Source organism: Billgrantia sp. Q4P2 (assembly GCF_052806135.1).
Map to the genome: position 1 here is coordinate 80,556 of NZ_JBRBAI010000001.1, position 13,241 is coordinate 93,796.

The 13,241-nt window shown below is 61.7% G+C and carries 9 protein-coding genes; 7 read left to right on the forward strand and 2 right to left on the reverse strand.

Going from position 1 to position 13,241, the window contains the following annotated elements:
* The first annotated feature begins 114 nt into the window (after positions 1-114).
* The 7 genes from ACUY1T_RS00410 to ACUY1T_RS00440 all read left to right on the forward strand — a co-directional run bounded on the left by ACUY1T_RS00410 (position 115) and on the right by ACUY1T_RS00440 (position 9,711).
* Complete coding sequence (locus ACUY1T_RS00410) at positions 115-1,029, forward strand: LysR family transcriptional regulator (RefSeq protein WP_446019743.1); 915 nt, start codon at positions 115-117, stop codon at positions 1,027-1,029.
* A 153-nt stretch (positions 1,030-1,182) separates the two neighbouring features.
* Positions 1,183-3,342, forward strand: coding sequence for a type VI secretion system tip protein TssI/VgrG (gene tssI / locus ACUY1T_RS00415; protein WP_446019744.1), 2,160 nt, complete (start codon positions 1,183-1,185; stop codon positions 3,340-3,342).
* Entirely contained in the window at positions 3,333-4,136 is an 804-nt protein-coding gene (locus ACUY1T_RS00420) for a DUF4123 domain-containing protein (protein ID WP_446019745.1), read from the forward strand. Before tssI ends, ACUY1T_RS00420 begins: the two co-directional genes overlap by 10 nt.
* Entirely contained in the window at positions 4,133-6,031 is a 1,899-nt protein-coding gene (locus tag ACUY1T_RS00425) for a hypothetical protein (RefSeq protein ID WP_446019746.1), read from the forward strand. The genes ACUY1T_RS00420 and ACUY1T_RS00425 overlap by 4 nt, the downstream gene beginning before the upstream one ends.
* On the forward strand, positions 6,018-7,253 hold the full coding sequence (locus ACUY1T_RS00430) for a WD40 repeat domain-containing protein (RefSeq protein ID WP_446019747.1): 1,236 nt from the start codon (positions 6,018-6,020) through the stop codon (positions 7,251-7,253). The genes ACUY1T_RS00425 and ACUY1T_RS00430 overlap by 14 nt, the downstream gene beginning before the upstream one ends.
* Complete coding sequence (locus ACUY1T_RS00435) at positions 7,250-8,482, forward strand: WD40 repeat domain-containing protein (protein ID WP_446019748.1); 1,233 nt, start codon at positions 7,250-7,252, stop codon at positions 8,480-8,482. Before ACUY1T_RS00430 ends, ACUY1T_RS00435 begins: the two co-directional genes overlap by 4 nt.
* Positions 8,479-9,711 carry a WD40 repeat domain-containing protein gene (locus tag ACUY1T_RS00440; RefSeq protein WP_446019749.1) on the forward strand — a complete coding sequence of 411 codons (1,233 nt, stop codon included), beginning with the start codon at positions 8,479-8,481 and terminating at the stop codon, positions 9,709-9,711. Before ACUY1T_RS00435 ends, ACUY1T_RS00440 begins: the two co-directional genes overlap by 4 nt.
* An 86-nt stretch (positions 9,712-9,797) precedes the next feature.
* Here the strand turns inward: ACUY1T_RS00440 and gcvP are convergent, their stop codons facing one another.
* Together gcvP and gcvH are read right to left on the reverse strand one after the other, a co-directional pair.
* Positions 9,798-12,692, reverse strand: coding sequence for an aminomethyl-transferring glycine dehydrogenase (gcvP, locus tag ACUY1T_RS00445; protein ID WP_446019750.1), 2,895 nt, complete (start codon positions 12,690-12,692; stop codon positions 9,798-9,800).
* Between the two features lie 81 nt (positions 12,693-12,773).
* Positions 12,774-13,166: a glycine cleavage system protein GcvH gene (gcvH, locus tag ACUY1T_RS00450; RefSeq protein WP_446019751.1), complete on the reverse strand. Its 393-nt coding sequence runs from the start codon at positions 13,164-13,166 to the stop codon at positions 12,774-12,776.
* Positions 13,167-13,241 lie beyond the last annotated feature (75 nt).

Sequence of the window (13,241 nt, forward strand, 5' to 3'; positions counted from 1 at the left end):
GAGCCGATGCTATCACGCTGGCCGCAAAGGCGCAGCGCTGCGCCGCCGGGCTCGCAGTGGTAGGATGACAAACATTCGGTCTCGACCCCGGACCGCACTTGCAAGCGATGCGCCATGTTCAACGCCCAGTATTTCCGCACCTTCATCACCCTGGTCGAAACCGGCAGCTTCACGCGTACTGCGCGTCACCTCGACATGACACAGCCTGGCGTCAGCCAGCACGTGCGCAAGCTCGAGCAGTATCTCGGCAAGCCGCTGCTGGAGCGCCAGGGGCGGCGCTTCACGCTTACCGAGGCCGGGCGGCGGGCCTACGACTATGGCCTACGGCTCTTTGCCGAGCATGAACAGTTCCGCCATTCGCTGGATGACGATGCGCTCGATACCGGTGAGTGTCGCATCGCTTCGCCGGGCAGCGTCGGCCTGATGTTCTACCCCTACATTCTTGGCCAGCAGCAGATGTCGCCGGGCCTGACGGTCAACTACAGCTTTGCCTTCAGTCATGAAATCGTCTCGGACGTATTGGCCGGTCGCCACGACCTGGGAATCGTCACCGAGCCGATTCGCCACCCGGAGCTGGACTGCAAACTCTGGCATCAGGAGCCACTGTGCCTGGTGGTGCCGGCCGACTTTACCGGAACCTCGCTGGCCGAGCTGATGGGCATCGGCTTCCTCAATTATTCCGACGGTATCAACCATGCCGGGGCGCTGCTGCGCAGCAACTTCCCCGACGAGTTCCGCTCCATGGGCCAGTTCCGCCGCCAGGGCTTCACCAACGAGGTGGGCATGGTGCTGGACGCGGTGGCCCGCGGCCTTGGCTTCACCGTGGTGTCGCGACTGGTGCTGGAAACCTCACCGTGGCAGCGTCAGGTCAAGGAACTCGACTTGCCGGTCACGGAGTACGAGACGCTGCATCTGGTCAGCCGTTCTGGTGCCAAGATAGCGCGCCGCTATGCGCGGCTATTGGATGGCTTCCGCGAGCAGCGCATGCGCGAACGCTTCGGATACGGGGAAGTCGCGTCACCGCTGTAGCTCCAAAGCCTGCTTTGTAAGCTATTTCCTACATCTTTATCGGTGAAGTGCCACAGATGGCTCGCCGTTTCGATTGGTATGCTCTCTGCGCGAGGAATTGCGATTCCCCTAATTAACCAATAAAAGCGGCATCTTCAGATGCAGGGAGGCACCATGGCCGATGCTAGCGGATGGCAATTCACCCTGGCCCTGCCCGGGGCCGACGACCTGGCGGTGATCGAGTTCACCCACCGCGAGGAACTCTCCGCGCCCTTCGAGCTGACGGTACACTTCGCCAGCCGCGACGGCAGCCTCTCCGCCACCGACATCCTCGACCGCGAGGCCACCCTGACGATCTGGCAGGAGGGCGAGGCGCTGCGCCGCGTCCATGGCATCGTCAGCGAGTTCGGCCGCGGCGACCGCGGCCACCGCCGCACCTTCTATCACGTGAAGATCCAGCCCGCGCTGTGGCGCCTGGGGCTGCGCCACAACTCGCGCATCTTCCAGGAGGTCTCGCCGCTCACCGTACTCAACACCCTGTGCGACGAACACGGCCTTACCGATATCGCCTTCGCCGCCACCCGCGAACCCGAGACGCGGGAGTACTGCGTTCAGTACCGGGAGCATGATCTCGCCTTCGTCCAGCGCCTGGCCGCCGAAGAGGGCCTGTTCTACTTCCACGAGTTCTTCGAAACAGGCTTCGAGACGGGCGGTGAGACACCCCGCGCCGCCCATCGCCTGGTCTTCGCCGATGCGCCCCAGGTGCTCACCCACCTGGGCCAGCGCAGCTACCACAGCCGCGCCGGGGGTACGCCACCGACCCGCCACGTGCGCAAGCTCCAGCAGTTCGCCCGAGTCGCCCCGGCATCCACCACGCTCAAGGACTACTCGTTCAAGCGCCCGGCCTACGGCCAGCTGCACGACCACCTCGCCGACGGGCTGGAGGCACACGCCCAGCGCGTCGACTACGAACACTACGCCTACCCCGGCCGCTACAAGCGCGACGCCTCCGGCCAGGCCTTCACCCGCATTCGCCTCGAAGCGCTGCGCCAGAGTGCCAGCACCGCCGACGCCGAAAGCGACCTGCCCGAGCTGGCCCCGGGCGTACGCTTCACCCTGACCGACCACGACCTCGATGAGCTCAACCAGGACTGGCAGGTGCTCAGCGTGGTCCACTACGGCAAGCAGCCCCAGGCCCTGGAAGAGGACGGTATCGTCCAAAGCCAGACCGAGGGCGGGAACAGTGGCGGCATGACCACGTACCACAACGACCTCGTGCTGATGCCCGCCGACCTGGCCTGGCGCCCCAAGGCCAACCCCAGGCCCCGGGTCGACGGCCCCCAGGTCGCCTTCGTCGTCGGGCCCGAAGGCGAGGAGATCTACTGCGACGAGCACGGCCGGGTCAAGGTGCAGTTCCCCTGGGACCGTTATGCCGAACCGAACACCGCCGGGGCTGAAGGCGAAGCCGCTGAAAGAGCGCCCAGTGCCTGGCTCCGGGTCAGCCAGGACTGGGCCGGCGGCGGCTACGGCAGCCTCGCCATCCCGCGGATCGGCCATGAAGTGCTCGTCAGCTACCTTGAAGGCGACCCCGATCAGCCGCTGATCACCGGGCGCATCTACAACGCCGTCAACACCCCGCCCTACGAACTCCCGGCCCACAAGACCCGCACCGTCATCCGCACCCAGAGCCACCAGGGCGAAGGCTTCAACGAACTGCGCCTGGAAGACCAGGCCGGCCAGGAGCAGATCTGGCTCCACGCCCAGAAAGACCTGGAACTGCTGACCAACCACGACCGCACCGAAGAGATCGGCAACGACAGCCACCTCGCCGTGCATCGACACCGCATCAGCGAGATCCACGCCGACGACCACCTCACCGTGCACGGCCAGCGCCACCTCCAGGTCGACGGCGACGACCACCTCATCGTCGGCGCCACGCGCCACGAGAAGACCGCCCGCGCCCAGCTCGTCGAAGCCGGGCAGGAAGTGCACCACAAAGCTGGTAGCAAGACCGTGATCGACGCCGGCGCCGAGATCACCCTCAAGGCTGGCGGCAGCTTCCTCAAGCTCGACCCCAGCGGCATCACCATCGTCGGCGCCCAGGTCAAGATCAACTCCGGTGGCAGCCCCGGCTCCGGGAGCGGGCAGGGGGTAATGGCCGCGCTGCTGCCGGGCGGGGCGACAGTGGAAACCCATGAGGCGGTCGCGCCCATTCGACAGGATCAACTGCTATCCGCCGCCCTGCAGGGGGCGGCAGTGATCGAGATATGTCAGCGGCTGGCCACGGGCGATGCGTCGAGCTGTGCGCTTGGGGAGGCCTGTCCATGTCGCTGATGTCCGCTTCACGGGAGCTGGTGTTCTACCTTACCGACCTCGCATTGTTTCCCCAGGCACATCGGCAGATGTTCGAGGCGGACGATACGCCGACTTACCAGTTGCTGTACCTGCAGACTGCGTATGGTCAGCACGCCATGCACGGCCCTCTACTGATATTGCCCTCTGCGCCTCGCGCCGAAGACACGCTGGCAGGCTGGGTGGAACAGGGCGTGGCCATTGCGATTCACTCACACAGCCCTTTTGCCACGCTGGTCGACCACTGGCGTGGCCTGACCCAGGTGCGTCGCCAGGAAGGGCCGCCAGCGCTGTTCCGTTATGCCGATCCAAGACTGTATGCGGGCCTTGAGGCAGCATTGAGCCCACACGAGATCGCTCGGCTGCTCGGCCCTGCCCATCTCATCCGTGGTCTTGCTGCCGGTAAGGTTTGGTGCCTGGAAATGCCCGACAGCCAGCTCCCGTTTTCGAGCGAGGAGTTCGTGCTGACCATGGCGCATCAGCGTGCTCTCCAGGTTTGGCGGGAAGGTGTCTTCAGCCAACAGCTGGCTGACGAGCATGGGTTGTCCGAGGCGTGCGTCACGACCTGGCTGGAGCAAATGAAAGCGCTGGCACTGCCAACCGAACATGCCCAGTGGGAAGGATGCCGTGTGCTTGCCGAGGCGGGTCGCCGGTCGCCGCTGACGGCCCGGCAGATGGACCGCTTGGGGCATCATGCCTATCCATGGCAACAGCGACTCGCGCAGCTGCGTGTCCTGGCGACGACATCCCATGAACCGGATGAGGCGATCTCATGAGTGACACCTTGGCGCCACCTGCGCTTCAGCCCAGCCGGGTTTCTGTATCGGGCAGCAGTATGCCCGCCCACTGTTGTGTGAGTGTAACGGTCATCATCGAGCACCGTGACACCCTGGGGCGACTTCTTCCGGCCGGCACGGAAGTGGAGCTTTGCGATATTGCCCGCCGTACGTATACGGCTCGCATCGACGAGTATGGTGTCAGCCGTCATGAGGGCGTAACGCCCGGCAGGGTGGCCTGGCAACTGGTCGGCCTGCATGGCCGACACCTCGTGGCGGTCGACGACGAGCCATGCGACCCGAGGCAGGCAGCGGCGGCTCCGCCAGAGTGTGATGTCGCCGCGGACGAAACCACGCTAGGGGCGACCTATCTGCCACCGCCCATCGTCATCAATCTGCGTGAGGATGCGGATGCGTCAGCGCCGGACCTGCTAAGCGACGAGGAATTGGAGCAGCTACGCCTGGCCGGCAACAACGCCACTCTGTTCCTGCACGGCTACAATGTACCCTTTGGCGGCTACCACCACTTCGCCAACTGGGAGCAGCGCGATGACGTGACCGAGCGGCCCATGCTGGTTCCTTCGGGAAGCGCGCGCATCGCGACCATTCGGCAGGAGTTGGAGGGGGTGTCGATCCACCTTCCTCCTAGAGCGTGGGGAAATCATTATCCACCGTCTAACGATGCGAGCTCCGATCAACTGGAAGCTTTGCTCAACGGTTCGGCAGCACACAGCTGGTGCCTGCACATGGAGTACCGGCTCAATGCCGCCGCCGGTATGCAGGACGACGACTGGCGCCCTTATACCCGCATCGTTGGCGTGGCCTGGTCCGGCGACACCGGAACAGTGGACTTCTTCCAGGCGGAGCTCAACGCCATGGCAGCGGGGCGTCGTCTGGTCGCACTGCTGATCCAGCTCCACGAAGCGGGGATCGCCATCAATGTCATCTGCCATTCGCTGGGAGCGCGGGTCATTCTGACCGCCCTCAACATTCTCGGTGAGCAGGGCCAGTACCAGGTACTGGACAACCTGTACCTGTGGCAGCCCGCCGTGGCGGACAACGCGCTGGTGAACGACCCCTCGCAGGACAGTCACCCGCTGGGCATGGGCATCTTCCCTGACGCACACAAGGCAGTGCGCAAGGTGGTGGTACTGCTCTCGCAGGAAGACGGCATCCTCGGACCGCCACCGGCAGACACTCGCTCCTTCTGGCAGCAGGTGACTGAAATAGTGAGCCCTGGTCTATGGGGCTTGCGCAGGGCGCAAGAGACCTTTGGCGCCGACGACTTGCTGGATGAGCTGATCGGGACGGCAGGCGGTGCCTACGGCAAGAAATGGTGGGTGTTCCCCAGCGGCCTGTCGACGCCCATCACCCAGTACTACCTCGACAAGGCGCCGGCCCATACCGTGAGGCCACCGACTCCCAGCCAGCCACCGGTGGGGCCGGACCCCTACGGTAGTGAGCGCGCCGCCCAAGGCTGGCAAGCGTTCAGGGAGCAGGCGATTCAGGAGGCCCGAGACGCCCTGGCCAGCGGCGAAGCGCTACCCACCTACCGCTTGCTGGCGCCGCTGGCGCATCACGCCGTGATCTCGGAAGCGCGCGCGGCCCAGTATGTCGATACCCTCCAGGCGCTGGTAGCAAGAAGCTGGCGGGCAGGGAAGACGCCGCGTGCGGCGCTGGGGCATGTTGGGTTTGGGGCGGTAAGGAATGAGAGTCGTTTTGTTGAAAGGAGGTTAGGGGAAAAAACGTACGATTTCGTTGATCAGACTCTCTGGCTTTTCGATCACTCAGGGATGCGTATTCCCAGCGAGGAGGTGTTTGAAAAGAGCTATCGCGATGGGGTTGTTATTCCAATGCTGTTGACAAGTGGATTTGGTCATTATGAAGTGGCTTAATAAAAAGCTATTGGCTGCGATAGCTTTTGCGGTTGTAGTTCTAGGGGTTTATTCCTGGCAGCTGCTAGGGGCGCTTGAGCCGGTCACGGCACTTGGTGTGTCCAGCGACGGGCGATATGTTATTACCACCCATCAGGATGGCGCGCTGGTGCTGTGGGATGTGGAGCGAAGAAAACGGGAAGTGCTTTCAAATGAAGCTAATGTCTACAGTGCTTATTTTATTGAAGGGAGCGATGCCTTCCTATGGCAAGATTTAGATAATATCGTGCGCGTGCAGCGCGCCAACGGAGAAGTGATTGAGGAATTCGAGCACTTTCCCACCTATGGTCATGTAATGGACTCTACGTTCTCTAATTATCTGGCCTCCGATATCGACTGGAAAATTTTTCATGGCCATGGCGAGGCCATGCGTCCTGTGAAGCAGGATGGCATCGCCCCGAGCTTTGAGGGATCGGGAAAAATATTGAAGCTTACCCTCTCAGAGCAGGGGAGAAAGTTTGTGTCCGCAGGCTCGGATATTCGTGGCGGTTCTGAACCTCCTGAGCTGGCCGAGGTATCTGCCGTTATGCCGGGGCGGAGATTCAGCAACTTTGGCGGCGTTACCTTATGGGATCTAGACACTCTCGATCCTATTGCGATACTCCCGGGGAATTCTTACAAGCTGGATGCCACTATCAGCCCGGACGGGGAGTGGGTGGTCAGTGGCGATGAGAATACTCTGGGTTTTTTTTGGAAAACAGATAGCCTATCTAAGCGTCATCGGATGGCCAGTTATGATTATGGTATTTTTCGCGAGCATCTGCCGGAGGGGCTGGAAGAAGATGAATACTGGAATAATAGCGAATTAATTGATGTTCCCAGAATGGATAAAGCTGATGGGTATGGTGTTTATCGTCCATTAGCCACGCCAACGACAGTGGCCATTGCTTTTATCAACGGCAGCGAAGAGTTCCTGCGTATTGGCTATAGCCACTATCGCAGTGACGGCTCCAGCCAAACTTACGCTGCGCTGTTCGAGGCGGGCAATCCCTGGCCGCAGGCTTACCTGGACCTGGGGACTGATCCCTTCCCCTCGGTCAACAACTACTCCCGCAACCTGAGCATCGACTCGGCACCGGAGGCCAACCTGCTGGTCACCGGACAGGCTTTCGAGGGTGGCATCAACGTCTATCGCTACGATCCCGAGGCGCGCACCCTGACGAAGGAGTGGGTAGGGCGGTGAGGCTGCATCGCTCTCATGCCCGATGGGTAGTGCTGACGGTCGGTATTGTCTTCGGCTTCGCTGCTTACGGTTTCCTTTTCTTCTCTCGGCTGGAGCCCGTGACCTCGCTGAGCGTATCGTCGGATGGCCGCTACGTGATCAGCATTCACGAGGATGGCGTACTGGTGCTATGGGACACTGAGCGAAGAAAGCGGGAAGTGCTTTCCAGTGATGCGAATATCTATAGCGCCTACTTTATTGAAGATAGCGATGCCTTTCTGTGGCAGGATCTTGAAAACGTAGTGCGCGTGCAGCGTGTCGATGGCGAAGTGATCAAAGCATTCGAGCACTTTCCTACCTATGGACATGTCATGGATTCCACTTTTTCCGACTATTTGGCCTCCGATATCGACTGGAATATTTTCCACGGACATGGCGAAGCGATGCGCCCCATCATGCAGGACGGTATCATTCCCAGCTTCAAGGGATCGGGTAAAATATTGAAGATGACTCTCTCGGAGCAAGGGCGAAAATTCGTATCGGCAGGCTTGGGGGACCGTGAGAGTCCAAGTGTCGACGAAGTGCCTGCGGTGGCGCCTGAGAGACGGTTCAGTAACTACACGGGCGTGACGTTATGGGACCTTGATACTTTCCAGCCCATTGCCATGCTGCCAGGAAATTCGTTCAAGGTGGATGCCACAATTAGCCCAGATGGTCACTGGGTGGTTAGCGGAGATGAGAATACGCTGGGTTTTTTCTGGGATACGAATGTACCCCAGGAGCGTCGTCGTATGGCTGACTATCTTAGTGGGATTTATCTTGATGACACACCCTATGAGGCGGGTGATCCAAGAAATAGAGACGACAGTGAGCTAATTGATGTTCCCAGAATGGATAAAGCTGATGGGTATGGTGTTTATCGTCCATTAGCCACGCCAACGACAGTGGCCATTGCTTTTATCAACGGCAGCGAAGAGTTCCTGCGTATTGGCTATAGCCACTATCGCAGTGACGGCTCCAGCCAAACTTACGCTGCGCTGTTCGAGGCGGGCAATCCCTGGCCGCAGGCTTACCTGGACCTGGGCACCGATCCCTTCCCCTCGGTCAACAACTACTCCCGCAACCTGAGCATCGACTCGGCACCGGAGGCCAACCTGCTGGTCACCGGACAGGCTTTCGAGGGTGGCATCAACGTCTATCGCTACGATCCCGAGGCGCGCACCCTGACGAAGGAGTGGGTAGGGCGGTGAGGCTGCATCGCTCTCATGCCCGATGGGTAGTGCTGACGGTCGGTATTGTCTTCGGCTTCGCTGCTTACGGTTTCCTTTTCTTCTCTCGGCTGGAGCCCGTGACCTCGCTGAGCGTATCGTCGGATGGCCGCTACGTGATCAGCGTGCATGAAGACTCTCGGCTTGTGCTATGGGACCTGGAGAAGCGGAAGCGAGAGGTCTTGTCCGAGTCGGCCAACCTCTACAGCGCCTACTTTATTGAAGAGAGCGATGCCTTTCTTTGGCAGGATCTCAATGACGTAGTGCGCGTACAGCGCGTCGATGGCGAAGTGATCAAAGCATTCGAGCACTTTCCTACCTATGGACATGTCATGGATTCCACTTTTTCCGACTATTTGGCCTCCGATATCGACTGGAATATTTTCCACGGACATGGCGAAGCGATGCGCCCCATCATGCAGGACGGTATCATTCCCAGCTTCAAGGGGTCAGGTAAAGTATTGAAGATGACTCTCTCGGAGCAAGGGCGAAAATTCGTATCGGCAGGCTTGGGGGACCGTGAGAGTCCAAGTGTCGACGAAGTGCCTGCGGTGGCGCCTGAGAGACGGTTCAGTAACTACACGGGCGTGACGTTATGGGACCTTGATACTTTCCAGCCCATTACCATGCTGCCAGGAAATTCGTTCAAGGTGGATGCCACAATTAGCCCAGATGGTCACTGGGTGGTTAGCGGAGATGAGAATACTCTGGGTTTTTTTTGGAAAACAGATAGCCTATCTAAGCGTCATCGGATGGCCAGTTATGATTATGGTATTTTTCGCGAGCATCTGCCGGAGGGGCTGGAAGAAGATGAATACTGGAATAATAGCGAATTAATTGATGTTCCCAGAATGGATAAAGCTGATGGGTATGGTGTTTATCGTCCATTAGCCACGCCAACGACAGTGGCCATCGCCTTTATCAACGGCAGCGAAGAGTTCCTGCGTATTGGCTATAGCCACTATCGCAGTGACGGCTCCAACCAAACTTACGCTGCGCTGTTCGAGGCGGGCAATCCCTGGCCGCAGGCTTACCTGGACCTGGGCACCGATCCCTTCCCCTCGGTCAACGACTACTCCCGCAACCTGAGCATCGACTCGGCCCCGGAGGCCAACCTGCTGGTCACCGGACAGGCTTTCGAGGGCGGCATCACCGTCTATCGCTACGATCCCGAAGCGCGCACCCTGACGAAGGAGTGGGTGGGTAGGTAACGTTTCAGTCGAGACGCTGGCAGCAAATGGCCCGCCGATCGCTCGGCGGGCCATTTCGTCTGCTGCGCTGTACCAGCGGTGACGGATCAGTCACGGTACTCGTCAATGCTGGGGCAGGAGCAGATCAGCTGCCGGTCGCCGAAGACGTTGTCGACGCGATTGACCGCCGGCCAGTACTTGGCGGCCTTGACCGCTGCCGAAGGGAAAGCGCCGATCTCGCGGGAATAGGAGCGCTCCCAGCCCGGGTCCATCAGGTCGGCGACGGTGTGCGGTGCGTTCACCAGCGGGTTGTCGTCGGCCGGCCATTCGCCGCGCTCGACCCGGGCGATCTCCTCGCGAATGGCGATCATGGCGTCGCAGAAGCGGTCGATCTCGTAGCGCGACTCCGACTCGGTGGGTTCCACCATCAGCGTGCCTGGCACCGGGAAGGACATGGTCGGCGCATGGAAGCCGTAGTCCATCAGGCGCTTGGCGATGTCCTCCTCGCTGATGCCCGAGGCCGCCTTGAGCGGGCGGATGTCGATGATGCACTCGTGGGCCACGGTGCCGTTGACGCCGCGATAGAGCACCGGGTAATGGTCCTCCAGGCGCCTGGCGACGTAGTTGGCGTTGAGGATGGCGAGTTCCGTGGCCTGGCGCAGCCCACGCGCCCCCATCATCTTGATGTAGGCCCAGGAGATCGGCAGGATCGAGGCGCTGCCGTAGGCCGCCGCGGAGACGGCGCCGCAGTGCTCCTTCACGCCGGCAATCGGCGTCACCACGTGGTTGGAGACGTAGGGCGCCAGGTGCGCCTTGACGCCAATGGGACCCATGCCCGGGCCGCCGCCGCCGTGCGGGATACAGAAGGTCTTGTGCAGGTTGAGGTGCGATACGTCGCCGCCGAAGTCGCCGGGGCGCGACAGGCCTACCTGTGCGTTCATGTTGGCACCGTCGATGTAGACCTGCCCGCCATGGCGATGAACGATGGCGCAGGCTTCACGGACGCCCTCCTCGAACACGCCGTGAGTCGAAGGGTAGGTCAGCATGATCGCCGACAGCGCTTCGCTGTGCTGCTCGGCCTTGGCGCGCAGGTCGTCGAGGTCGATGTTGCCCAGGCTGTCGCACTCGACCACCACCACCTTCATCTGTGCCATGGCGGCGGAGGCGGGGTTGGTGCCGTGGGCGGAGCTGGGGATCAGGCAGACGTCGCGGTGGCCCACGCCTTGGGCCTCCTGGTAGCGGCGGATGGCCACCAGGCCGGCGTACTCGCCCTGGGCGCCGGAGTTGGGCTGCATCGAGATATGGTCGTAGCCGGTGATCTCGACCAGGAACGCCGCCAGTTCGTCGATCATCTGCTTGTAGCCGACCGCCTGCTCCTGGGGCACGAAGGGGTGCAGCTGGCCGAATTCGGGCCAGGTGATCGGGATCATCTCGCTGGTGGCGTTGAGCTTCATGGTGCACGAGCCCAGCGGGATCATCGCGTGGGTGAGCGAGAGATCCTTGTTCTCCAGGCGCTTGAGGTAGCGCAGCATCTCGGTCTCGCTGCGAAAGCGCTTGAAGGTGGGGTGGGTCAGGAACTCCGTTTCGCGGCGGCAGCCAGCGGGAATGCCGCTGATGCCGTCGGCCGCGATTCGCTCGTCCAGAGCGGTGACCGACAGGCCATGTTCCTCGTCGACCAGTACGTCGAACAGGGTATCGAGATCATGGGCAGTGGTGGTTTCGTCCAGGCTGACGCCGATGTCGCCATTGTCGAAGTAGCGCAGGTTGATCTCGTGGGTCATCGCCCGGCCGTGGATCTTGCCGGCATCGACGCCGGTGAGGCGCAGGGTGTCGAACCAACTGTCGTGTACCAGCGCCACCCCCTTGGCCTTGAGCCCTTCGGCCAGGATGGTGGTCAGGCGGTGAATGCGCGTTGCGATGGTGGCGAGGCCTTCGGCACCGTGGTAGACGGCATAGAAGCCGGCGATATTGGCCAGCAGCGCCTGGGCGGTGCAGATGTTGGAAGTGGCCTTCTCGCGGCGGATGTGCTGCTCGCGGGTCTGCATGGCCATGCGCAGGGCGGTGTTGCCGCGGGCATCCTTGGACACGCCGATGATGCGCCCGGGGATGGAGCGCTTGAGCTTGTCGGTGGTGGCAAAGTAGGCGGCATGAGGGCCGCCGTAGCCCATGGGTACGCCGAAGCGCTGGGTATTGCCGACGACGATGTCGGCGCCGAGTGCCCCCGGTTCCTTGAGCAACACCAGGCTCATGATGTCGGCGGCCACGCAGGTCATCACGTTCTTCTCGCGGGCGGACGCCAGTAGCGAGGCCAGGTCGTGCACGCGGCCACTCTCGCCGGGATACTGCAGCAGGGCACCGAAGACGTCGTGCTCGGCCAGGCTCTCGGCCGGGCCGACGATCAGTTCAAAGCCGAAGTAGTGGGCGCGGGTGCGCACTACGTCCAGCGTCTGCGGTAGCACGTCGTCGGCAACGAAGAAGGCATTGCTCTTCGATTTCTTGTTGGCCCGCTGGCACAGCGCCATGGCTTCGGCGGCCGCGGTGGCTTCGTCGAGCAGCGAGGCGTTGGCCAACTCCATGCCGGTGAGGTCCATGACCATCTGCTGGAAGTTGAGCAGGCCCTCCAGGCGGCCCTGGGCGATTTCCGGCTGATAGGGGGTATAGGCGGTGTACCAGCCTGGGTTCTCCAGCACGTTGCGCTGGATCACCGCCGGCACGTGGGTGTTGTAGTAACCCTGGCCGATATAGGTCTTGAACACCTTGTTCTGGCGCGCCAGGCGCCTGAGGTAGTCGAGCGCTTCGGCTTCGCTGCGCGGCGGGTCGAGATCGAGTTCGCGCCCCAGGCGAATGTCCGCCGGGACCGTACGCTCGACCAGTGTCTCGAGGCTGTCCATGTCCAGCGCCGCCAGCATGGCGGCGACATCTTCGGCTCCGGGACCGTTGTGGCGGCGGATGAAGGCGTCATGATCGGCCAGTTCGGCCAGGCGGCGGTTGTCGTAAACCATGGAAAACCCTGTGCTTGGATGTGAAATGCCCGGCGATTGGACATGCCCGGTCGCCGGGCCGGGAGCATCGCTGCGTCGTGATCAGGAGTCGCTGTCGACCACGGCCTGGTAGGCCTCTGCATCGAGCAGGGCTTCCACGGCGGCCGCATTCTCGACGCGAACCTTCATGATCCAGCCACCCTCATAGGGCGCCTCGTTGACGGTCTCGGGAGCATCCTCGAGGGCCTCGTTGACCTCGACGATCTCACCGGCCAGCGGGGCATAGAGGTCGGAGGCGGCCTTGACCGATTCGATCACGCCGAACTCTTCGCCTTTCTCCAGGGTGCGTCCCACCTCCGGAAGCTCGACGAATACGACGTCTCCAAGCGCTTCCTGGGCGTGATCGGTGATGCCGATGGTGACGGTGCCGTCGCCATTGTCCAGCACCCACTCGTGGCTGTCGTTGTAGCGCAGATTGGCAGGAATCGAACTCATGATGATTTCCTATAAGAAAAAGGTTTTCTGACTGGGCGAATGCTAACGCCATTGACGGCGTTTGGCGAGCCCGAC

Excerpts from the sequence above, each read along its gene's own strand:
- ACUY1T_RS00425 (WP_446019746.1), top strand. The coding sequence starts at position 4,133 with ATGAGTGACACCTTGGCGCCACCTGCGCTTCAGCCCAGCCGGGTTTCT.
- ACUY1T_RS00410 (WP_446019743.1), top strand. The coding sequence starts at position 115 with ATGTTCAACGCCCAGTATTTCCGCACCTTCATCACCCTGGTCGAAACC.
- ACUY1T_RS00430 (WP_446019747.1), top strand. The coding sequence starts at position 6,018 with ATGAAGTGGCTTAATAAAAAGCTATTGGCTGCGATAGCTTTTGCGGTT.
- gcvH (WP_446019751.1), bottom strand. The coding sequence starts at position 13,166 with ATGAGTTCGATTCCTGCCAATCTGCGCTACAACGACAGCCACGAGTGG.
- tssI (WP_446019744.1), top strand. The coding sequence starts at position 1,183 with ATGGCCGATGCTAGCGGATGGCAATTCACCCTGGCCCTGCCCGGGGCC.
- ACUY1T_RS00420 (WP_446019745.1), top strand. The coding sequence starts at position 3,333 with ATGTCGCTGATGTCCGCTTCACGGGAGCTGGTGTTCTACCTTACCGAC.
- gcvP (WP_446019750.1), bottom strand. The coding sequence starts at position 12,692 with ATGGTTTACGACAACCGCCGCCTGGCCGAACTGGCCGATCATGACGCC.